The 21,056-nt window shown below is 62.5% G+C and carries 23 protein-coding genes; 14 read left to right on the top strand and 9 right to left on the bottom strand.

Going from position 1 to position 21,056, the window contains the following annotated elements:
* Positions 1-122 precede the first annotated feature (122 nt).
* The 3 genes from ACREB4_RS16355 to ACREB4_RS16345 all read left to right on the top strand — a co-directional run bounded on the left by ACREB4_RS16355 (position 123) and on the right by ACREB4_RS16345 (position 2,300).
* The gene (locus tag ACREB4_RS16355) at positions 123-413 is read left to right on the top strand and encodes a co-chaperone GroES (protein WP_431589299.1); all 291 of its coding nucleotides are present in this window, start codon (positions 123-125) and stop codon (positions 411-413) included.
* 44 nt (positions 414-457) lie between these two features.
* Positions 458-2,098, top strand: a complete 1,641-nt coding sequence (groL, locus tag ACREB4_RS16350) for a chaperonin GroEL (RefSeq protein WP_431589298.1) — start codon at positions 458-460, stop codon at positions 2,096-2,098.
* A gap of 61 nt (positions 2,099-2,159) precedes the next feature.
* Entirely contained in the window at positions 2,160-2,300 is a 141-nt protein-coding gene (locus ACREB4_RS16345) for a hypothetical protein (protein ID WP_431589297.1), read from the top strand.
* Positions 2,301-2,343: 43 nt separating this feature from the next.
* Here ACREB4_RS16345 and ACREB4_RS16340 read toward each other — a convergent pair whose 3' ends face one another.
* Positions 2,344-2,688 carry a hypothetical protein gene (locus ACREB4_RS16340; RefSeq protein ID WP_431589296.1) on the bottom strand — a complete coding sequence of 115 codons (345 nt, stop codon included), beginning with the start codon at positions 2,686-2,688 and terminating at the stop codon, positions 2,344-2,346.
* A 227-nt stretch (positions 2,689-2,915) separates the two neighbouring features.
* Between ACREB4_RS16340 and ACREB4_RS16335 the strand changes: the two genes are divergently transcribed.
* From ACREB4_RS16335 to ACREB4_RS16305, 7 genes are all read left to right on the top strand, one after another.
* The gene (locus tag ACREB4_RS16335; RefSeq protein WP_431589295.1) at positions 2,916-4,256 is read left to right on the top strand and encodes an aryl-sulfate sulfotransferase; all 1,341 of its coding nucleotides are present in this window, start codon (positions 2,916-2,918) and stop codon (positions 4,254-4,256) included.
* Positions 4,257-4,477: 221 nt separating this feature from the next.
* Complete coding sequence (locus ACREB4_RS16330; RefSeq protein ID WP_431589294.1) at positions 4,478-5,116, top strand: energy transducer TonB; 639 nt, start codon at positions 4,478-4,480, stop codon at positions 5,114-5,116.
* 41 nt (positions 5,117-5,157) lie between these two features.
* Positions 5,158-6,102, top strand: coding sequence for a MotA/TolQ/ExbB proton channel family protein (locus ACREB4_RS16325; RefSeq protein WP_431589293.1), 945 nt, complete (start codon positions 5,158-5,160; stop codon positions 6,100-6,102).
* A gap of 28 nt (positions 6,103-6,130) precedes the next feature.
* The gene (locus ACREB4_RS16320; protein WP_431589292.1) at positions 6,131-6,556 is read left to right on the top strand and encodes an ExbD/TolR family protein; all 426 of its coding nucleotides are present in this window, start codon (positions 6,131-6,133) and stop codon (positions 6,554-6,556) included.
* 24 nt (positions 6,557-6,580) lie between these two features.
* Positions 6,581-7,012, top strand: coding sequence for an ExbD/TolR family protein (locus ACREB4_RS16315; protein ID WP_431589291.1), 432 nt, complete (start codon positions 6,581-6,583; stop codon positions 7,010-7,012).
* A gap of 128 nt (positions 7,013-7,140) precedes the next feature.
* Positions 7,141-7,392, top strand: coding sequence for a hypothetical protein (locus ACREB4_RS16310; RefSeq protein WP_431589290.1), 252 nt, complete (start codon positions 7,141-7,143; stop codon positions 7,390-7,392).
* Positions 7,393-7,894: 502 nt separating this feature from the next.
* The gene (locus ACREB4_RS16305; protein ID WP_431589289.1) at positions 7,895-10,618 is read left to right on the top strand and encodes a TonB-dependent receptor; all 2,724 of its coding nucleotides are present in this window, start codon (positions 7,895-7,897) and stop codon (positions 10,616-10,618) included.
* Positions 10,619-10,719: 101 nt separating this feature from the next.
* Here the strand turns inward: ACREB4_RS16305 and ACREB4_RS16300 are convergent, their stop codons facing one another.
* Positions 10,720-11,343 (bottom strand): redoxin domain-containing protein, encoded by a 624-nt coding sequence (locus ACREB4_RS16300; protein WP_431589288.1) that lies wholly within the window; start codon positions 11,341-11,343, stop codon positions 10,720-10,722.
* 18 nt (positions 11,344-11,361) lie between these two features.
* Positions 11,362-13,572, bottom strand: coding sequence for a protein-disulfide reductase DsbD family protein (locus ACREB4_RS16295; RefSeq protein WP_431589287.1), 2,211 nt, complete (start codon positions 13,570-13,572; stop codon positions 11,362-11,364).
* A gap of 442 nt (positions 13,573-14,014) precedes the next feature.
* On the opposite strand from ACREB4_RS16295, the gene phaR reads away from it, so the two are divergent.
* Positions 14,015-14,551: a polyhydroxyalkanoate synthesis repressor PhaR gene (gene phaR / locus ACREB4_RS16290; RefSeq protein WP_431589286.1), complete on the top strand. Its 537-nt coding sequence runs from the start codon at positions 14,015-14,017 to the stop codon at positions 14,549-14,551.
* Here phaR and ACREB4_RS16285 read toward each other — a convergent pair.
* Positions 14,525-15,187 carry an arylesterase gene (locus ACREB4_RS16285; protein WP_431589285.1) on the bottom strand — a complete coding sequence of 221 codons (663 nt, stop codon included), beginning with the start codon at positions 15,185-15,187 and terminating at the stop codon, positions 14,525-14,527. The genes phaR and ACREB4_RS16285 overlap by 27 nt on opposite strands.
* A gap of 30 nt (positions 15,188-15,217) precedes the next feature.
* On the opposite strand from ACREB4_RS16285, the gene ACREB4_RS16280 reads away from it, so the two are divergent.
* Together ACREB4_RS16280 and rlmB are read left to right on the top strand one after the other, a co-directional pair.
* Positions 15,218-15,922, top strand: coding sequence for an ABC transporter ATP-binding protein (locus tag ACREB4_RS16280; protein WP_431589284.1), 705 nt, complete (start codon positions 15,218-15,220; stop codon positions 15,920-15,922).
* A 36-nt stretch (positions 15,923-15,958) separates the two neighbouring features.
* Positions 15,959-16,702: a 23S rRNA (guanosine(2251)-2'-O)-methyltransferase RlmB gene (gene rlmB, locus ACREB4_RS16275; RefSeq protein ID WP_431589283.1), complete on the top strand. Its 744-nt coding sequence runs from the start codon at positions 15,959-15,961 to the stop codon at positions 16,700-16,702.
* Between the two features lie 2 nt (positions 16,703-16,704).
* Here the strand turns inward: rlmB and ACREB4_RS16270 are convergent, their stop codons facing one another.
* The 5 genes from ACREB4_RS16270 to bfr all read right to left on the bottom strand — a co-directional run bounded on the left by ACREB4_RS16270 (position 16,705) and on the right by bfr (position 20,502).
* On the bottom strand, positions 16,705-17,931 hold the full coding sequence (locus ACREB4_RS16270; RefSeq protein ID WP_431589282.1) for an MFS transporter: 1,227 nt from the start codon (positions 17,929-17,931) through the stop codon (positions 16,705-16,707).
* Between the two features lie 14 nt (positions 17,932-17,945).
* On the bottom strand, positions 17,946-18,953 hold the full coding sequence (locus ACREB4_RS16265) for a D-2-hydroxyacid dehydrogenase family protein (protein WP_431589281.1): 1,008 nt from the start codon (positions 18,951-18,953) through the stop codon (positions 17,946-17,948).
* Between the two features lie 70 nt (positions 18,954-19,023).
* On the bottom strand, positions 19,024-19,557 hold the full coding sequence (locus ACREB4_RS16260) for a hypothetical protein (protein WP_431589280.1): 534 nt from the start codon (positions 19,555-19,557) through the stop codon (positions 19,024-19,026).
* A 124-nt stretch (positions 19,558-19,681) separates the two neighbouring features.
* A complete protein-coding gene (locus ACREB4_RS16255; RefSeq protein ID WP_431589279.1) occupies positions 19,682-19,903 on the bottom strand; it encodes a (2Fe-2S)-binding protein in 222 nt (73 codons plus the stop codon).
* A 131-nt stretch (positions 19,904-20,034) separates the two neighbouring features.
* Positions 20,035-20,502: a ferritin-like domain-containing protein gene (bfr, locus tag ACREB4_RS16250; RefSeq protein ID WP_431589278.1), complete on the bottom strand. Its 468-nt coding sequence runs from the start codon at positions 20,500-20,502 to the stop codon at positions 20,035-20,037.
* Positions 20,503-20,668: 166 nt separating this feature from the next.
* Here bfr and ACREB4_RS16245 point away from each other — a divergent pair.
* Positions 20,669-21,056: carbamoyl-phosphate synthase domain-containing protein (locus ACREB4_RS16245; protein ID WP_431589277.1), on the top strand; the 388-nt coding region annotated here is incomplete at its 3' end.

Below are 21,056 nucleotides of genomic sequence, written 5' to 3'. Positions count from 1 at the left end.
GAGTGCTGATGGCGGCCAGAAAACTGTCGTCTTTCCAGCAACCAGGGGGCTGAAAGCCTGGCCCGCCGTTTGCGAATAGAGAGCTTCGACATCCCAACCATGATCCACAGGAGTCTTCTTCCATGCCCATCCGTCCTTTGCACGATCGCCTGATCGTCAAGCGCAGCGAACCCGAACTCAAGACCGCCAGCGGCATCGTCATCCCCGATTCGGCTGGCGAAAAGCCCGAGCAGGGCGAGGTCCTGTCGGTCGGCCCCGGCAAGCGCAATGACCAGGGCGATATGGTGGCCCTGTCCGTCAAGACGGGCGACCGCATCCTCTTCGGCAAGTACTCCGGCCAGACCGTGAAAGTCGATGGCGACGAAGTCCTCGTCATCCGTGAAGACGACGTGCTGGCCGTGTTCGACAACTGATCGCCTGATCCCCATTTTCTGATTGCATTCCTGGAGAAACCAACATGGCAGCAAAACATGTCGTATTCGGTGATGACGCCCGCGCGAAGATCGTCCGTGGCGTGAACGTCCTGGCCGACGCCGTCAAGGTCACCCTGGGCCCCAAGGGCCGCAATGTGGTGCTCGAGCGCTCCTTCGGGTCGCCCACCGTGACCAAGGACGGTGTGTCCGTGGCCAAGGAAATCGAACTGCGCGACCGCTATGAAAACATCGGTGCACAACTGGTCAAGGAAGTCGCATCCAAGACCTCCGACAACGCTGGCGACGGCACCACCACCGCCACCGTGCTGGCCCAGGCCATCGTGCGCGAAGGCTTCAAGTACGTGGCCGCCGGCCTGAACCCGACCGACCTGAAGCGCGGCATCGACAAGGCTGTGGCGGCCTTGGTGGCCGAGGTCAAGAACATCGCCAGGCCCACGACCACCTCCAAAGAGATCGCCCAGGTTGGCGCCATCTCGGCCAACTCCGATTGGGACATCGGCCAGATCATCGCCGACGCCATCGACAAGGTGGGCAAGGAAGGTGTGATCACCGTGGAAGATGGCAAGAGCCTGAACAATGAACTGGACGTGGTCGAAGGCCTGCAGTTCGACCGCGGCTACCTGTCGCCTTACTTCATCAACAACGCCGACAAGCAGATCGCGGCGCTGGACGACCCCTTCATCCTGCTGGTTGACAAGAAGATCAGCAACATCCGCGACCTGCTGCCCACCTTGGAGCAAGTGGCCAAGGCGGGCCGGCCCTTGCTGATCATCGCGGAAGAGGTCGAGGGTGAAGCCTTGGCCACGCTGGTGGTCAACTCGATCCGCGGCATCTTGAAAGTGGTGGCCGTGAAGGCGCCAGGCTTTGGCGACCGCCGCAAAGCCATCCTCGAAGACATCGCCGTGCTGACCGGTGGCAAGGTGATCGCCGAAGAGATCGGCCTGACGCTGGACAAGGTGACCTTGGCCGAGCTGGGCCAGGCCAAGCGCATTGAAGTGGGCAAGGAGAACACCATCCTGATCGATGGCGCCGGCCCGGCCGAGGACATCGAAGCCCGTGTCAAGCAGATCCGCATCCAGATCGGCGATGCCACCAGCGACTACGACCGCGAAAAGCTGCAAGAGCGCGTGGCCAAGCTGGCTGGCGGCGTGGCGGTGATCAAGGTTGGCGCTGCGACCGAAGTCGAGCTGAAGGAAAAGAAGGCCCGCGTGGAAGACGCGCTGCACGCCACCCGTGCCGCCGTCGAAGAAGGCGTGGTGCCTGGCGGCGGCGTGGCCTTGCTGCGCGCCAAGCAACGCGCGGGCGTGATCAAGGGCGACAACGCCGACCAGGATGCCGGCATCCAACTGGTGCTGCGCGCCATTGAGGAACCGCTGCGTCAGATCGTGGCCAACGCCGGTGGCGAACCCAGCGTGGTCGTCAACCGCGTGCTGGAAGGCGAGGGCAATTTCGGCTTCAATGCCGCCAACGACACCTACGGTGACCTGGTGGAGCAGGGCGTGCTGGACCCCGCCAAGGTGACGCGCTCTGCCTTGCAGAACGCCGCTTCGGTGGCCAGCCTGATCCTGACGACCGAGGCCATCGTGGCCGAGTTGCCCGAGCCCAAGGCGGCCGCGGCGCCTCACCATGATGACCATGGTGGTTTCGGCGGCCCGCAGTTCTAAGCGGCTTGGTCGTCTATCGCAAGCCCGGGCATGCCCGGGCTTTTTCTTGCAGACATGGCGCTTGACGCTGTCGAACCTGCTGCCGCAGGAGCAGGTCGATGACAGCGTGTACACGAACACGGATGGCCTAAGGCGGCAGTTCACGGTGACACCCTCTGACACGGTGATCCGCCTGGCCTTGGAGTTGAAACTGGCGCCTTGATCGCTCGGCATGTCGACATGGGGTGGACGAGCACAGGGCTGTGCTACTTGAACTTCTCGTCCGCAGCCTTCACGTCGGCCTGGATCTTGTCGTTGGCGTCCTTCGCGGCTTGCTGTGCCGCGCTGGCGCTCTTGGTGACCGTCTGGATGTCGGCATTGGCTTCCTGCACCAGGCAATCGAGGTAGGTGCGGATGGCCTGGCGGTAGGTGTTGACGCCGGACACGCTGCGGTTGAAGGCATCGGGGTCCTTCAAATCAAGCTGGGGGGCCGCTGGCTTGGCGCCGCAGCCGGTGGGCACCCAGGTGCCGCCATACAAGGTACCGGCCTCGGCGCTCAGGGAAGCCAGCAACAAGGTGGACATCAGCAATGTGGAAAATGCAGGGCGCATGGGCGAAACGGGATCAAGAGTGAAAGGTGGCCTGTGCAGCAGATTTCGCGCCACCTCGAAATGCGGGTCAGTCCGGGCGGCTTGTGCCGGCAAATCAACAGCGTTTGCTCAATAGACAGCAGCCTTCAAAGGTTGCGGTTGATGGCTGCTGCTGGATCAGCAATCGGGGCTGATTTCCGTGGCATGCCGGCTGCTAAACCTCTGCTTCATTTCCAGGCAGAGAACCCATGTTCAGAACCAAAGCATCCATCCCATTTTTCTTCACCAGCTTGCTGCTGACGGCCTCCGCCATGGCTGGCCCCAGCGTCTTTCCCACCGGCACCACGCGCCACGACCCGGCCCGGGCGTACGGCAGCTTCGTGCTGTTCACCGGGGGAGACAACGTTGCGCGCCTCATCGACCTCCATGGCAACACAGTGCGCCAGTGGAGGGACGCGGCCGCCTTCAGCACCTTCGTCGATCCGGCGCTGGTGGGCGGTCAGCGCGGGCACGTGTTCGTCACGCTGGCCCAGGCCGACGGCACCGGGACCGAACTGGTGCCGGGCCGCGTGGGCACACGGGTGTCCAGAACCATTGGCGAATTGGACTGGCATGGGAAGGTGGTCTGGCAGTTTGGCGAGAAGGCCCCTGGTGGCCTGGCTCGCCAGCACCACGACTGGGGCCGCCTGCCCAACGGCAACACCATCGTGCTGGCCAACCTCACGCACGCGGCGCCGGGCTTCAAGCAGCCGCAGGTGCTGGACGACGTGTTCTACGAAGTCAACCCGGCGGGCGAGATCGTCTGGCGCTGGGTCGCCTCGGAGCACCTGGAAGAGTTCGGCTTCACGCCCGAGCAACTCAAGCTGGTCCGACAGTCCCATGACGCGGACTACTTGCACGTCAACAACCTCAAGGTGCTGGGGCCGAACCGCTGGTACAAGGCGGGTGACCAGCGCTTTCATCCGGACAACCTGATCTTCGATTCGCGCAACGCCAACTTCATCGCCATCGTCGAAAGGAAGACCGGCAAGGTGGTCTGGACTTTGGGGCCCAACTATCCGGCCATCCCGAAGGGACCCAGCGCCCGGAAAGTGCCACGACCGGTCGACCAGATCACGGGTCAACACGATGCCCACCTCATCCCCGAGGGCTTGCCAGGCGCGGGCAATCTGCTGGTCTTCGACAACCAGGGCGAGGCCGGCTATCCACCGGTCGAACTGCAGACGACCGGAGGTTCGCGCGTGCTCGAAATCGACCCCATCAAGAAAGAGATCGTCTGGCAGTACACGGGCGAGGACTCGGGCGGGCCCAGCTGGTCTTTCCGCAGCACGCACATCAGCGCTGCGCGTCGCCTGCCCAATGGCAATACCTTCATCGACGAAGGGCAGAGTGGGCGCTTGTTCCAGGTGACGCCCAACGGGGACATCGTCTGGGAGTACGTCAATGCCCATCCTCGCGTGGGCAAGGACCCGGTCAATGGCAAGCAGACGGTCAATCACCAGCTGTACCGCGCGCAACCGGTGCCCTACGACTGGGCGCCTGCGGGGACACCTCACGACGACCAGGCCGTGATTGCCGCCGGAAAGTGACACGGCCTGCTGGATTCTGACCAGTTTCAAGGTGCTGGCTGCTGCCATGTCAGCACCTTGGTTGCTTATTCAGCAGTGGCATTTCTTCGCAGCGCCGCTGCATATGAATATCCAGATTTATTTGTTTTCAGTGCGGGAGTGGCCGCGTATCTTTCGCCCAAATGACGTTGCACAGGCGTCCCGTTCATTCAATCCCCATCGCCCACACAGAGCGTTCAGGCATGCACAGTTATCAGCTTCAAACCGACCCCAAGCGCCAACTGTTTGGCATTGGCTCTGTCGTTCTTTTCCACGTCGTCGTGATCTACGCGCTCATGTCTGGCTTGGCGCAGAAGGTGGTGGATGTGGTTCGCGCGCCCATCGAGACCAAGATCATCGAAGAGGTCAAGCCGCCACCGCCGCCCAAAATCGAAACGCCGCCACCGCCCAAGGTGGACCTGCCTCCGCCGCCTTTCGTGCCGCCGCCCGAGGTGACCATCGCGGAGCCTCCGCCCGCGCCCGTCATCGCGGCCACGCCAACGCCTCCGCCCGCGCCGGTCGAAATCGCGCCCGTGGCACCGCCGGTGGTGGCACCACCCGCGCCACCCAAGCCAGCGGTCGTGTCGGTGTCAGTGGCCTGCCCTCAGCGAGCCCAGCCCGTCATGCCTGCCAAGGCCGAGCGCGACGGCATCACCGGATCGGTCCAGGCGCGCCTGACCGTCAAAGGGGGCAAGGTGGTCAACGTCGACATCGTGAAGTCGACGCCGCGTGGTGTGTTCGACGACGCCGTTCGAAAGGCCGTTCTGCAGTACGGCTGCCAGGACAACGGTGATCAGGTAGTGGTTGCATTGCAGACTTTTGAGTTCGCCGCCGCGAACTGAGTGATGCGTCTTGTTCAATTTTTGTCAGTAAGGAATCTCTCATGTTCATCAAAAAACTAAGCTCTGCGGCCACCGCTCTGGCCCTCGTGGCCGCGCTGGGTGTCACTGCCCTGGGTCACCCATCCGCTGCTCATGCGCAAGACCAGGCCACGCCAGTGACCGCCGTCGACAGCAAGCCCGCCGTCACCGAAGCCGCAGGCCACACGGCTGCCCCTGCGACCGCCGCCAAGGAAACCGTTGACAACCCCTACGGCCTCGAAGCACTGTGGAGCCAGGGCGACCTGGTGGCGCGTGGCACCCTGATCATCCTGATCCTCATGAGCGCGGGCAGCTGGTACATCCTGGTGACCAAGCTGTATGAAAGCTACAAGCTGGCCAGTCAGGCCCGTGAAGCGCGCAAGACCTTCTTCCGCGCCAGCAGCCTGCAAGAGGGCGCCCAAAAGCTCAAGGAAGGCAGTGCTTTCCGCTTCATCGCCGAAAGCAGCATCGAAGCCAGCAACCACCACGAAGGCGAGCTGACCCAGAACATCGACCGCAACACCTGGGTCACCTTGAGTGTTCAGCGTTCCATCGATGAAGTCCAGGCTCGCCAACAAGATGGCCTGGCTTTCCTGGGCACCGTGGGCTCCACTTCGCCATTCATCGGCCTGTTCGGCACCGTGTGGGGCATCCTGCACGCGCTGACCGCCATCGGTGTGGCGGGCCAGGCCTCCATCGACAAGGTGGCCGGCCCCGTGGGTGAATCGCTGCTGATGACGGCCATTGGCCTGGCGGTCGCTGTGCCGGCGGTGCTGGGCTACAACTGGATCGTTCGCCGCAACAAGGTCACGCTCGATGCCGCCCGCAGCTTCGCCGCGGAACTGCATGGCGTGTTGCTGGGTGCCAAGCCCGTCCGTCTGGTGGGCGGGCATGCCCATGCTGCCAATGCCAACGGCAACAACAACGCCCCTTCGTCGATCCCGGTCGCTGCGCGCGCCGCAGGCTGACCAGCAACCTTGACCCCAGGAGCCTGACATGGCCATGAGCATCGGCTCTAGCAGCTCGGACGACGCCATCAACGCGACCATCAACACCACACCATTGGTGGACGTGATGCTGGTCCTGTTGATCATCTTCCTGATCACCATCCCGGTGGTCACCCAGACGGTTCCCGTGTCGCTGCCGAAAGAGCAGAACATCGTGCGGCAGACCAAGCCCGAGAACATCGAGATCTCGATTGATCAGGACGGCGGGATCTTCTGGAACACGCAACCGGTGGCCGACGCGGCCACTCTGGTGGAGCGGCTCAAGAAGGTCTCGGTCCTCGTGCCGCAACCCGAGGTCCACATCCGTGGCGACGGCAAGGCGCGTTATGAATCGATCGGGCGAGTGGTGTTCGCCTGCCAGCGCGCGGCGATCTCCAAGATCAGCTTCGTGACCGAGCCCCCCGCACGTTCTTAATCAAAAGTACCCAAGGACCATTCCATGGCCATGAACATTGGATCAGGCAGCGCCAGCGATCCCGAACCGATGATCGACATCAACACCACGCCCTTGATCGACGTGATGCTGGTGCTGCTCATCATGCTGATCATCACGATTCCCGTGCAGTTGCATTCCGTCAACCTGAACCTGCCTGTGAGCAGGCCGGCTGCCGCGCCGCCCCAGCCTCCCGTGGTCGTGACCATCGACGTCGACTTCGATGGAACCGTGCTCTGGAATGGCGAGGCTTTGCCCGACCACCAGGCACTCGAGGCCCGGTTGCAGAAGGCCGGTGCCGAAGCCGACCAGCCCGAGGTGCACCTGCGGCCCAACAAGCTGGCCGAGTACGAGCACGTGGCCGCGGTGTTGGCCAGTGCGCAGCGCCACGGCGTGACCAAGCTCGGTGTCGTGGGCAATGAGCAGTTCGTGAACTAGCCCGCTCCGCAGCGGGCTGAGCAAGGAGCAAGCATGAATGAATCGGGTGTGAGCAAGACCTTTCGGGTGGCCGCGATGGCGCTGCTGATGGGAAGTGCCTGGGCAGGCCATTGCAAGCAGCGCAGTCCTTGATCAAGGCCCAAAAAGTACAAGGACGCCGTGGGGGCAAGACCGCTCAGGAATCCTCCACCATCGATCGCATGCGCCTGGCCGCCGCTGCTGGGGCTGGAGACCTCGACACCACGATCAAGTCGTTTGAAACCTTGAACGCGTCGGGTCGCCTTGGCCAGGCTGAGAAACTCAGCTACCTGGAGTCCATCTCGGGCACGGCCTTCCGTTCGCGCGACCATGGCAAAGCCAAGCTGTGGGGTCAGCGCTAGCTTGCCGACACCGACCGCCATGTCTCAGGTCGTGATGGCGTGGCGGATCTCGCCAGGCTGTGGAGCCTTTACGTGCGGGGCAAGCCCAGCGCCGCCTGATCCATTTCTCTGCTTTGCTTTGGCGCCACGCGGTGCTCGGCTTTCGCCGGGTGACGGGTGGCGCTTTTGCATGGGGCCATCAGTGTTCAAGGGATGTCGATATTCAAACAGTGCTGCTTGAATTGGCGCACCCCTTCAAACCATGATTGCTGACAAATCAACCTGGCTGTTTGCGAAAACCTCAGCGAGGGGCAGGGCGACCAGCTCTGGTCAATGAAGCCGGCGGTTCTTTCCGCTATGGGCATGGCCGTGACGGCCGCTCACATATTCATATGCAGAAACCGGTGCTTTGGTGGCATGGCTTCTGCTGTTTATGCAGCTTAATTTTTACATCCCGGAGATAGCGGTAATGAAGCATAAAGCGAGCGCTGGAAGACATGCTATTCGAGACAAGCAAGCGCCTTTGAATTTGTCCCCCGTTGCCGCTTTGGTGGCCGGTCTGTTCGTGTTCGGTGCTGGCTCCGTGTACGCGGCGGAAGCCCCCACCGTGGAAGAGCTGCAGCAGGAAGTGGCCAGGCTGAAGGCCGAACTGGCCGCCCGTGACAAGGCCGCCGCCGAAGCCGCTGGTCTGTCCACTGGTGCCGCGGCACCGGCCGTGGAAGCCCCAGTGGCCGCCGAGGCCGCGGCCGAGAAAGACGCCAAGACGCAGGAACTTGAAAAGGTGGTGGTGCGAAGTCGGCCCAAGCTCGCCCGCGTCGCCGATGTGCCCCAATCCATCTCGGTGATCAGTGGCAAGGAGCTGGAAAGCCAGCTGGCGCTCGACATTGGCGCCATCTCGCAACGCGCCGCAGGCCTGGTGCGCAATGTTGGCAACTCGCGCACCGCCAGCCTCGCCATGCGCGGCGTGGGCAAGATCACGCAGACCGAGGCTCAAGACGTCAGTGTCGGCGGGATCATCGATGGCGTCAGCATCGTCTACCCACCTCTGCTGAGCTTCAACTTCTACGACGTTGACACGGTCGAGGTGGCCAAGGGTCCTCAAGGCACCCTGCAAGGCCGGAACTTCAACATGGGTTCCGTCACCATCAACACCCGCAATCCATCCTTCACGCCAGACGCCAACTGGTCGATCGCCTTGGGGCAGAACCAGACCGTCATCAGCCAGGTGGCCGGTGGTGGTCCGGTGATCGATGATGTGTTGGCGTGGCGTGGCGCCCTGATCGTTGAGAAGGGCAATGGCCCGTATACCAACAACTACAACTCGGATAACTCGTACTTCAACAAGGATCGGGTGTCTGGTCGCATCAAGCTCCTCTTCACACCGACGTCCGACTTCAGTGCCCTGGCCAGTGTCGAAGTGCAACCCAATGGGGCGGAGTTCTACAACGGCGGCACGGTCAAGATCAATCCACCCGCCACCTTCACCAACGGCAATTCGACTTACGACAGCTCGATCGACAACGCGACGAGGCTGAACCGCGATTGGTTCAGGCGGCAGAACAACGGCGAGAACTTCTACTATGGTGGGCTCTACCTCAACAACCCCAATCCCACGACCAACCAGCAGCTGCCGCTTTACACCTACACCAACAACGCCTCTCTGCAGCTCAAGAAGAACTTCGAGAACTTCGACCTGACATCGATCACAGCAGGCCGCCGATATCATTTTGGCGCCAGCAACGACTCGGAAGGCACACCATTCGCCGTGTCCCTGAACGGTGGAGGCAAGGTCGAGGAGTACAAGCAGTTCAGCCAGGAGTTCCGCCTGAGTTCAAAGCCCGGTGGCAAAGTCGATTGGCAGACGGGCTTCCTCTACTGGCACAACCAGGTCATGTTCGGCCAGCAAAGCCTGAACGCTGGATGGGGACAGGACGCGGGCGCGTGGTTCGCCAACCAGGCGCAGTATGACCTTCTGGACACGGATTCCGCGGGGCGTCAACTGCTGACGGACTCCCTCAATGGCATGGGCAAGACTTCGGCCCAGAAGATCGTCAACCGCAGCAAGGCCATTTTCGGGCAGACCGATTGGCACGTGACCGACCAGTTCACCCTGACCACCGGCGCCCGACTCACCTACGAGAACCGCACGAACGAGACCTCGTCGCTCATCGTCAACAACGGCTCGGGTGGCGCCTTGAACCCAGCCGTGAAGAATGGTGTGCAACTCGGCGGGTTCAATTCGAATGATGCGGGTGTCCTGGGCACCAACACGGCCGCGCAGCTGGCGCTGGCTGACCAGGTCGCTCAACGCTACTTCGGGGTCAGCGCCTACAGCCTGCTTACACCGGACCAGCGCCGACAAGTGGGCACGGCCAAGGCCATCCGCAATGGTCAGATCGGCACACTCTGGAACCAGGTCAACGCTCCGGAATACAGAAAGGCTTATCCAGGATTCAACATCAGCCCGAGCTACAAGTTCAATGAGGACCAGACCGGCTACTTCACGGTCCAATACGGCCAGAAGGGTGGCGTGGCGCAAGTTGTCAACGGCAAGCCTGTGTTGGCCAAGGCCGAGAAAGCCACGTCGCTCGAGGTGGGGCTGAAGTCGGTGCTGTTCGACAAGAGCCTGATTTTCAATACAGGCGTGTTCAACACGGGCATCCGTGACTACCAACAGACGGTGAATCAACTCGAAGCATCTGGCACGGTCGTCACCTATGTCGGCAATGCACCCAAGGTGACCATCCGCGGTCTGGAGTTCGATGGTGCTTACACCGGCATCCGCAATTTGACGGCCCGTGTATCGGGTGCCTACACCATCGCCAAGTACAAGAGCTTCCCGAACGCTCCGGTGCCTGCGGAATACCAGCCCAACAGCTCCGCCACCCCTGGACCAACCGCCCGCGACGTGTCTGGAAGCGTCCTGCCTGGTGCTTCGCGGTACATGTTGAACATCGGCGCCGAATACCGCGTGCCCGTGTTCAATCAGCTTCAAGCCCATGGCAGCTTCAACTCGGCGTTCCAGAGCGGCTACTACAGCGATGCGAACCTCTCGGCTTACAGCTGGATCAAGAAGCACTGGACCACCGACGCGAGCATTGGCATCGGCCGAAGCGACCAGAAGTTCGACGTGTCGCTGATCGTCAAGAACTTGTTCGACGACGACACCCCGCAGAACCAGACCTTGAGCACCTATGTGCCAGCCATCCCGCGCTGGTTCGGCATCCAGTTCTCCGGCAAAATGTGATGGGAGATGCCAGCCTTGCGCTGGCATCAGCCAAAAAAAAGGCCAGCCGCGCAAGCGGTCTGGCCTTTTTTTGTTGGTTGGCGTGAACGTGATTCGGGTCGTCAGCTGGCGTACTTCACCGAGCAGCCATAAGGCCGCGTGCTGGGCTGTGCCACCTTCTGGCCCGACGTCACCGCCTTGATCGCATTGCCGACGTAGGGCTCCGCCTTGGCGATGTCCGCCTGGTTGCTGGACGCGATGCTGTCGATGCCGCCCTTGTAGACCAGTTTGCCTTGCGGATCGATGATGAAAATGTGGGGCGTGGTCTGCGCGCCATACAGCTTGCCGACCTTGCCTTGGGGGTCCAGCACGATGCCGGCTGGGGTGGCGCCGCGGTACTCATTGGCCTTGATGGCGGTCGGGCCATCAACCTGGCCTTGTTCGCCAGGTGCAGATGAGATCACCTGCAACCAGACCACACCCTTGGCGGCAGCTTCCTTCTGGAGCCTGGGAATGTTGCCGCTTTCATAGTGCTTCTTCACGAAAGGGCAATCCTGATTGGTCCACTCCAGCACCACGGTTTTGCCCTGGTAGTCGCTGAGGTTGATGGCCTTGCCATTGGCGCTTTGGGCCGAGAACGCCGGGGCGGCCTGGTTGACCTCGGCGGCGGCCAGCGCGGCCATCGGCAAGCCGGCCAGAACGGCGCAAGTCAGCAAGGTCTTGGAAAATTGACGACGCAGCAACATGGGTAAGCTCCTAGGGTTTTATCGACGGGAAACAAGGGCAAGCGCCGAGGCATCTTTCAGCGCGGCCAACACAAGGTCCGGGGTCAGGATCTGGGGCAGCACGATGGGCTTGCTCTGAAGTCCTTCCGGGTACAGCACGTACAAGGGCACGCCGCTGCGCCCGAACTCGGACAGCACACGGCTGATCTCGGGATCCTGGTTGGTCCAGTCGCCTTTGAGGTAGGTGATGCCGGAGGCCTTGAAGGCATCGACCACCGAGGGCCGGCTCAAGGCCACGCGTTCGTTGACCAGGCAGGTGATGCACCAGGCCGCGGTGAGGTTCACGAACACCGGTTGGCCTTTGGTGCGCAGTTCATTCAAGCGTCCAGCCGAGTAGGGCTCCCAGCTTGCTTTCTCGGAGCCAGGTCCGGTTTTGGTTTCGAACGAAGTGCCGGGGTTGGCCGATGCGCCAGACCGGATGCCGACATAACCTCCGCCCAGGGCCGCGGCCAGGAAAACGCCCGCGGCGAAGGTGCCCACATGGCGTAAGGCCGGTTGGCTGGCACGTGAGCTGTCGTAGACCCAGGCGGCCAACGCGATGACCAAAAGGCCACCGAGGGCGACCGCCACGGCATCGACACCGGCCTGTTGCGCGAGCACCCAGACCAGCCACACCGCGGCACCGTACATGGGGAAGGCAAAGGCCTGCTTGACGCGTTCCATCCAGACGCCCGGCGGGGGCAGCCAGCGCTGCAGTCGCGGCCACCAACTCAGGAGCAGGTAGGGCAGGGCCAGGCCCAGTCCCAGACTCAGGAACACGGCCATCAGCACGGCGGTGGGCTGGCCCAGGGCAAAGCCAATGGCGCCGCCCATGAAGGGCGCCGTGCAGGGCGTGGCCACCACCGTGGCCAGCACGCCCGTGAAGAAGCTGCCACCGTAGCCGCCACGGCTGGCCAGCGATGACCCCACGCCGGTGACCGAGCCGCCGATGGTGAACACGCCCGACAGGCTCAGACCCACCGCGAACATCAGGTAAGCCACCGCCAACACGAACACCGGAGATTGGAATTGAAATCCCCAGCCGACCTGGCTCCCACCAGCCTTGAGCGCCACCAGCAAACCGCCCAGCAAGGCAAAGCTGCTCAAGACCCCGGCGGTGTACACCAAACCATGGACGCGCGCTTGGCGAGGCGTTTGATCACCGTGGTTCAGCAAAGCCAGTGCCTTGATGGACAGCACCGGGAACACGCAGGGCATGAGGTTCAAGACCAGGCCGCCCAGCAGCGCCAGCACCAGGGCCGAGCCCAGGGTCAGGTCGGGGGGCTGCGTCGATGTCGAGGGGGCTGTGGCCAAAGGTGTTGCCGTCGGCGTGCCCAATGCACCAGGCTTCACCGTCGCGCTGACCCAATAGCTTTTCCGAACCAGCGCCTGGCCTTCACCCTCGGAGACCACCAGGACCCCTTTCAACACCTGTCCTGCGGTCGCGGCTGAGTCTCCGGCAGTCAATTGAATGACACTGCCTTGCTGGTCGTCGTCCTGGCGGGGTTGCGGTGCATTGTGCGAAATGCGACCCCACTCGTCCGGGTAGAACCAGACATCCGTGGCCCCGGCCCAATGGATCGACACCTTGGGGATGCGCAAAGCCACGCCACCGCCGGTTTGCAGGACCGCCTCGGCCGCCCAGTTGGCCTGCACCGGCAACTGTTCATGTGCCTGTTTTATCAAGGCCTGGCCTTCGGAACGGGCGCCGCCAGGTGCAATCACTGGCAGGGCCAAGTTCAGTGTGGCTTCCTGGGGAATGCAGACCTCGCGGCACACCAGCCATTTGGCCTTGGCTTGAACAGGAAAGCTGACCCCAGGGCTGGCATTGGCAGGCACCCGCACGGATGTCAGCAAGGTCACTTCGTTTTCATAACCGTAGTTGGTCACGGGACCCTGGGTGAAACGCCGCGGTGCCGGCCATTGGATGTCGCCCGCCACCGAACCTGCGGGCAAAGTCCATTCCAGGGTCGTCGCCAAGCCGGAATCGCCGGGGTTGATCCAGTACGTGTGCCAGTGCGGGGCAATGCGCTGATGCAGCCCCACCGTGATCTGCTCACCGGGGTACACGGCGTCCACGGAGGACACCAGTTCAGCCCGGACCAAGGAAGGATCCTGAGGCGAGGGCGCGGCGTTCGCCCAGGCACTGACCGTGAAAAGCAAGCCAGCGGCCAGAAGGTTTCGACAACGGTGGACGGAGATACGGTTCATCAGTGCTTCATTGAAAACTGGCCGTGGACTATCTCACTCAGCCGTCAAACCGTGAAACTCGCAAGTTGAATATCCTTATGTCGTGGCAAGCTTTCACCGCGGTACACTTGAAGGCAAGGCGTGATGGGCCCACCAGGCCTGCCCCTATCCGGTCAGTCCGGGCCCATTGCCGCCCACCACCATCTCCTCAAAACTGCCCAAGAGGCGGTGTTCGATTCATGCCCCACCTTCACCATGAAGGCCCGTGGCTGTTGAAAAAAGATGCAGTTTGGCTTGAAGGTCTTGTGTACGATGGGCAAGGCGCAACTGGACATGAGTATTACCATTTCCGGACGACTGTGCCTAAAATGATCCACCGATCCGGAGACCCAAGAACAGCATGAGCACATCACGTCGTCAATCAGCTGCCTCAGGCACTCAAAGCAAAGCCACCGCTGAAGAGATGGGCGCTGATGCTGACACCCCCGCGGCCGCTCCCCCGGGTGTGCGTGCGATCAAGAAGTACCCCAATCGACGCCTGTACGACACCCAGACCAGCAGCTACATCACGCTGGTGGATGTGAAGGACATGGTCCTGGCCTGCGAAAACTTCGTGGTGCTGGACGCCAAGTCCGGTGAAGACCTCACGCGCAGCATTCTCTTGCAGATCATCCTGGAAGAAGAAACCGGCGGTGTGCCCATGTTCTCCAGCCAAGCCCTGGCGCAGATCATCCGCTTCTATGGCAACACCATGCAGGGGCTGATGGGCAATTACCTGGAAAAGAACATCCAGTCCTTCATCGACCTGCAAAGCCGCCTGACCGACAGTTCCGTGGTCAACCTGCAGGCGCCCCTGATGCAAAACTTCATGGGCGGCTACATGGAGCAGTCGCGCCAGATGTTCACGCAAATGCAGGAGCAGATGAGCAAGCAGGCCGAAACCCTGCTTGGCAACTTTGGCAGCGGTCTCGCCTCAACGCTGAACCCCACCAAGAAGTAAAGGCTTCAGCACTGGCCAGACGTTCTCCAGGATGACGGGGTGCGCCTTGGCCAGAGGGTGCATGCCATCGGCCTGGAACCAATCGCGCGCATCGGCCCGGTCGGCCACGCCTTTCAAAAAGAATGGCACCAGCGCCGCCGACTCCGATTGGGCCACCTTGGGAAACAGCGCGGCAAAATCCATGGTGTAGCGTTTGCCGAAGTTGGGCGGCACCTGCATGCCGACGACCACCACCCGGGCACCCTCGGCCTTGCTCGCCTTGGCCATGGAGACCAGGTTGTTCTGCGTGGCGGCCAGCGCCAGGCCCCGCAGCGCATCATTGGCGCCCAGTTCGATGATCACTTGACTGGGGTGGTGCTGCTTCAGCAAGGCAGGCAACCGAGAAACCCCACCAGCGGTGGTTTCGCCACTGATGCTGGCATTGACCACCTGGGCGCTGATCTTCTCGGCCTGCAAGCGCTTCTCCAGCAAGGCCACCCAGCCTGTGCCGCGTGCCAAGCCATACTCGGCGGACAGGCTGTCGCCCATGACCAGGATGGTCGTACCCTGGGGGGCCGCATGGGCATTACCCACTGACACCGTCAGGCTCAAAGCCAGGCTGGTCAGGGCCAGCCGCGCACCTCGCGTAAAGTCCATGGGCATCAACATCTTTCGTTCGTCAAAAACATGAGCCAAAACCCGGTTGTACCCCTTTCGTCGGCCATCGTCGTGCAGGTGCAAGGCTTGGGCAAATCGGTGGAGGACTCATCGGGCACCCTGGACATTCTGCACAAGATCGACTTCACCCTGCAGGCCGGTGAAACCGTGGCCATCGTGGGGGCTTCCGGCTCGGGCAAGAGCACCTTGCTGTCCTTGCTGGCGGGCCTGGATGTGCCCAGCCATGGCAGTGTTCAGCTGTGTGGGCTGGACTTGTTCTCGCTCAACGAAGACGACCGGGCCGCTCACCGCGCGGCCAACCTGGGCTTCGTGTTCCAGAGCTTCCAGTTGCTGTCGCACCTGAGCGCCATCGAAAACGTCATGCTGCCGCTGGAACTGAGGGGCGTGCGCGATGCGCGCCAGCAGGCCGCCGCCATGCTGGAGCGCGTTGGGCTGGGCAAGCGCCTGTCGCACAAGCCGGTGACCTTGTCGGGTGGCGAGCAGCAGCGCGTGGCCCTGGCGCGGGCGTTCGTGGTCCAGCCCAAGGTGTTGATGGCCGACGAGCCCACCGGCAGCCTCGACCATGCCACGGGCCATGCGGTGATGGACCTGATGTTCGAATTGAACCGAGAAGCGGGCACCACCTTGATTCTGGTGACCCACGACCCCCTGATCGCCAGCCGCTGTGGACGCAGTCTTCGCATCGATGCAGGCCGCTTGGTGAGCGAGGGCTGATCCGGCCTTGGTTGGCGCACAAGGTAGGATGCCGGCATGAGTCTGAAACTGCTATTTGGCTTCCATGCCGTGTCCGTGCGCCTGAAGGTGGCACCCAAGTCCATCCGCGAGTTGCATTTCGACGCCACTCGGCGCGACCAGCGCATGCGCCAATTCCTGACCAAGGCCGAGGAAGCCGGGCTGAACCTGGTCGAAAGCGATGACGATCGCTTGCAAAAGATGTGCGGCACCCACCGCCACCAGGGTGTGGTCGCCAAGGTGGAAAGCATTCCCCAGCCCAAATCGCTGGACGATCTGCTGGATGCCTTGTCCGAGCCGCCGCTGTTGCTGGTGCTCGATGGCATCACCGATCCTCACAACCTCGGCGCCTGCCTGCGCGTGGCTGATGGCGCGGGCGCCCATGCCGTGATTGCCCCCAAGGACCATGCCGTGGGCGTCAATGCCACGGTGGCCAAGGTGGCCAGTGGCGCGGCCGAAACGGTGCCTTACTTCATGGTGACCAACCTGTCGCGCACCCTGGGTGAACTGAAAGAGCGCGACATCTGGGTGGTCGGTACCTCCGACGATGCCCCGCGCGACCTGTACGCGGCCAACCTGGCCCAGGCCACGGCACTGGTGCTGGGTGCCGAAGGCAGCGGCATGCGCCAGCTCACCCGCAAGAACTGCGATGAACTGGTCAGCATTCCCATGCTGGGCGGGGTGGAAAGCCTCAATGTGTCCGTGGCCAGCGGCGTGTGCCTTTACGAAGCCCGCCGGCAGCGGGGCCTGGCCAAGCACTGACCTCAGCTGGCGGCGGCGGGTGGGCTGATGGACAGCCGCTCGTCCCGCTGTCGTTCCTGAGCTTGTTGGGCCCGCCAAGCCCACCAGCTCACCGCCCAGGCCAGCAGCATCCAGAACAAGCCCAGCCAATGCAGCTGACCGTATCCGGCATGGGTCAGCACCAGACCACCGCCCGAGGCGCCCAAGGCGTGTCCCAGGTAGATGGCCGAGGTGTTGAGCGACATCAAGGCAGGCGTGAGGCGAGGCGAAAGCCCACCCAACCGCGCCTGTTGCCCGGAGTTGGTGGCAAAGCCGCTCAAGGCCCAAGGCAACAAGACCAGGGCCAGGCTGCTGACATCGTGCGCCCATGGCCAGATCAACAAGCTCAGCGCCATCAGGCCCAGCGTGGAGGTCACGGCTTGTGCCGCGCCGACCTTGTCCACGTACCGATTCAGCAGCAGGTTGCCGGCCAATGCCAGGGCGCCGAACCAGGCGAACAGAAAGCTGATCTGCTCCGGGCTGGCGCCAAAACCGAACTTGTAATACGGGGCGGCATAGGCCAGCACCGTGAACTGACCGGTGCTTTGCAGCGCGGTCACGGCCACCAGTCCCATCATCAAGGGTGAGGTGAAGACCTTGCGCCAGGAACGCATCGACAAGGCGGGAGGTCGGATGCCGGCAGGCACTGCGCTGTACACCGCCCATGCCGACACCAGCGAGCCCACGGCGATCGCGGCCATGGCGACCCGCCACCCCATCCGTTCGCCCACCCAGGCGGCCAACGGCAGCCCGGCCACCGAGGCGATGGACCAGCCCATGAACACGAAGGTGATGGCCCGTCCTCGGTGCGCGGGCGTGCTCATGTAGCCCACCACGGCCGCGGCTTGCGGTGTGAACACCGCAGCCGACAGCACCGTGAGCGCGCGCACCGGCCACAGCCACGCGTAGCTTGGCGCCAGTGCGCACAGGAGGTGGCCCAATCCATACCAGAGCATGGCGGCGGTCAGGAGCTTGCGGCGGTCACCACTGCCCACCAAGCCTGCCAGGATGGGCGCGCCCAAGCCCATCATCACGGCCGCGATGGCGATCAGGTGCCCGCCTTGCAGCACGGTGATGCTCAGTGAGTGCGTGAGGTCGTTGAGCGTGCCGCCCACGACCATCACGCCGCAACCGATGACGAAGTTGCCGAGCAACAAGGCCCAGCGGGCCGCGGCCATGTCCTGCCGGGGCAGGGCGCGTTCAGCTTCCAAACCGGGGCCTCAAGTCAATACCGGGGGTGCAGCACTTCGGGGTTGACGATGTTGGTCGGCTCGCCCTTGATGAAGTTCAGCAGGTTGTCGAAGGCAGCATTGAAGTACTGCTCGTAGTTGTCTTGTTCGACGTAGCCGATGTGCGGAGTGCACACCGCATTTTCCAGGCGCAGCAGGGGATGGCCTTGCATGATGGGCTCGCTCTCGAACACATCGACGGCGGCCATGCCGGGGCGCCCGCGGTTCAGGGCGGTGACCAGCGAGTTCTCGTGGATCAGTTCTGCGCGGGAGGTGTTGACCAGCAAAGCCGTGGGCTTCATGCGGCTCAGGTCTTCCAGCTTGATGAGGCCCCGGGTGTCGTCGTTCAAACGCAGGTGCAGGCACAACACGTCGCAGGCTTCGAAAAACGCTTCGCGGCTGGGCGCCGGGATGCAGCCATCGGCCTTGGCGCGTGCGCGGGACTCTTCGCTCCCCCACACCGTCACGTGCATGCCGAAAGCCTTGCCAAAACCCGCCACCAGTTGACCAATGCGACCGTAGCCCCACACGCCCAGCGTCTTGCCCTTGAGCACCATGCCAAGGCCGAAATTGGTGGGCATGGACGAGGCCTTCAGGCCCGACTGCTGCCAGGCCCCGTGCTTGAGGTTGCCGATGTACTGAGGCAGGCGGCGCATGGCGGCCATGACCAGGGCCCAGGTCAGCTCAGCCGGGGCCACGGGCGAGCCCACCCCCTCGGACACGGCGATGCCCAGGCGCGTGCAGGCTTCGACGTCGATGTGAGGCCCCACTGGGCCGGTCTGGCAGATCAGCTTGAGCTTGGGCAGCTTTTCAAGCAGGCCCTTGGGGAAGTGGGTGCGCTCGCGGATCAGGACCAGGGCCTGCGCATCGCGCAGCCGCACGGACAATTGCCCGTTGCCTTTCACGGTGTTGGTGAAGACCTTGGCGGAGAGGCCGTCCAGCTTGGACGAGCACTTGAGCTTGCGGACGGCGTCTTGGTAGTCGTCCAGGATGATGATGTTCATGGGGCTGAGGTGTTTCAGCCCTCCATTGTGCTATGGCGTCAGCGTGCGCAGCGCCCTTTGTGACAACTGATCACCAAGTTGTGGTGCGGCCCTGCTTGAGTTCGGCGTTGGGCCGGGACACGCGCACCGGAAAATGGTTGTTGAGCGCTTCGATCCGCACGGTGGCTTCGGCCTGTCCACGGTGGGTGGAAATGGCGCGGAACACGTCGGCGCGCAAGTGCCACAACTCACGCAGGGAGCGCGCATGTTCGACGGCATCACGCACTTGATGGGCCCGCACCGACTGCAAATCCCACATGGCGGCACAGAATTCCGATTTGACCTTGGTCAGGCCCGTGAGCACGGGCATGGCGTCCGCGTAGTCGTCCAGGTCCCAGAGCCAGGACCAGAATCCCCGCACCCAGCGTTTCCATTGCGGCCCTGAGCGGCTGAACAGCGATGGGGGGCACACCTGCGCCCGGCGCAGGGAGGAGGGGGTGGCATAGCCGGAGTCGTCAGGAGACGCGATCACAGAGATGGCGCGCGATTGCACCAGCGTGGGCTTGGCCACGGCACTGCGGTTGTTGGTGCTTGCCTGTTCGTCGACGAAGAAGAATGAAGCCATGTTTCCCTCTGATGCAAGCCAAACCGACTGGTCTTTGAAGACGTATCGGCGGGGCAGCGGCAAAGTTAAGGGAAACAGGCCGGGCGCGATTGTGCGAAATGACGCGCTTTTCGGGTTTGGTGTGTCAGGCGAAAGCCGGCAACCTCATGGGTGCCACGATGTGGATGGTGGCTTCCGTGTGAGGGCGCTGGGCACCCTGGAACACATCGCGGGCGCATTGTTCGCAACTGCCGCAGCAGGTGGAAACGCCCAGTTCGAACTGCAGGTCCTCGAAAGTGGAGCACCCTTGCTGCGCATGGCGCACGATGTCGCGGTCGGAGATTCGGTTGCAAACACAGACAATCATGGGCGTCACAAAACAACGAGTTTGATGACACTATTCTAAATAGGAACAATTCGCAGTCAACCCCCTCATGTGTGTAGTCCTCACGGACTGGCGGGGTTTTGTCGTTCGCCCCGCCAACCGGGGCCGTCAGATCAGCTGATCTGCGACTGCAGGTAGTTCTGCAAACCGACTTTGCCGATCAGGTCGATTTGGGTTTCGAGGAAGTCGATGTGCTCCTCGGTGTCGTCCAGGATGGCTTGCAGCAGGTCGCGTGACACGTAGTCGCGCACTGTCTCGCAATAGGCGATGCCGTCCTTGATGGTCTGCTGGGCGCCGGTTTCCAATTGCAGGTCGCAGCTCAGCAGTTCGGGCACGTCCTCGCCGATCAGCAGCTTGCCCAGGTCTTGCAGGTTGGGCAGACCGTCGAGCGTGAAGATGCGCTCCATCAACTTGTCGGCGTGCTTCATTTCGCCGATGGATTCTTCGTACTCTTTCTTGGCCAGCTTGTCGAAGCCCCAATGCTTCAACATGCGGTAGTGCAGGAAGTATTGGTTGGTCGCTGTCAGTTCGTTTTTGAGTTGAGCGTTCAGGTGTTCTATGACTTTCATGTCGCCTTTCATGGGGCCTCCATACAGTGGGAAATGCTTTGTGACAGCACGATGGGTTATACTCTACAGGTTTACCCGAAACCACCCTCCGCCTAGCGAAACTTGCATCGTTTCACCCTCACCGGAATCGGCTCATCGAGAGCAGAGCTGGGCGCGCACAACAACGGAGAATAACCCCGTGCTGCCCGTACTGCCCCAAGCTCTTCTGGCCCTCGCAGACGGCACGGTCTTTTCTGGCACTTCGATCGGTTCCGCCGGTCACACGGTCGGTGAAGTGGTGTTCAACACCTCGCTCACCGGCTACCAAGAAATCCTCACCGACCCCAGCTATTGCCAGCAGATCGTCACCCTGACGTATCCGCACATCGGCAACTACGGCGTCAACCCCGAGGATGTCGAAGCGTCGAAAGTCCATGCCTCTGGTCTGATCATCAAAGACCTGCCCATCCGGGTTTCCAACTTCCGTCAGACGCAGTCTCTGTCCGAGTACCTGCAAGCCCAAGGCATCGTGGCCATCGCCGGGATCGACACCCGCCAACTCACACGCATTTTGCGTACCAAGGGTG

Source organism: Aquabacterium sp. (assembly GCF_050725395.1).
Lineage (GTDB): Bacteria > Pseudomonadota > Gammaproteobacteria > Burkholderiales > Burkholderiaceae_C > Aquabacterium.
Note: the sequence above shows the minus strand (reverse complement) of the source record. Positions and strands in the feature narration are given on the sequence as shown.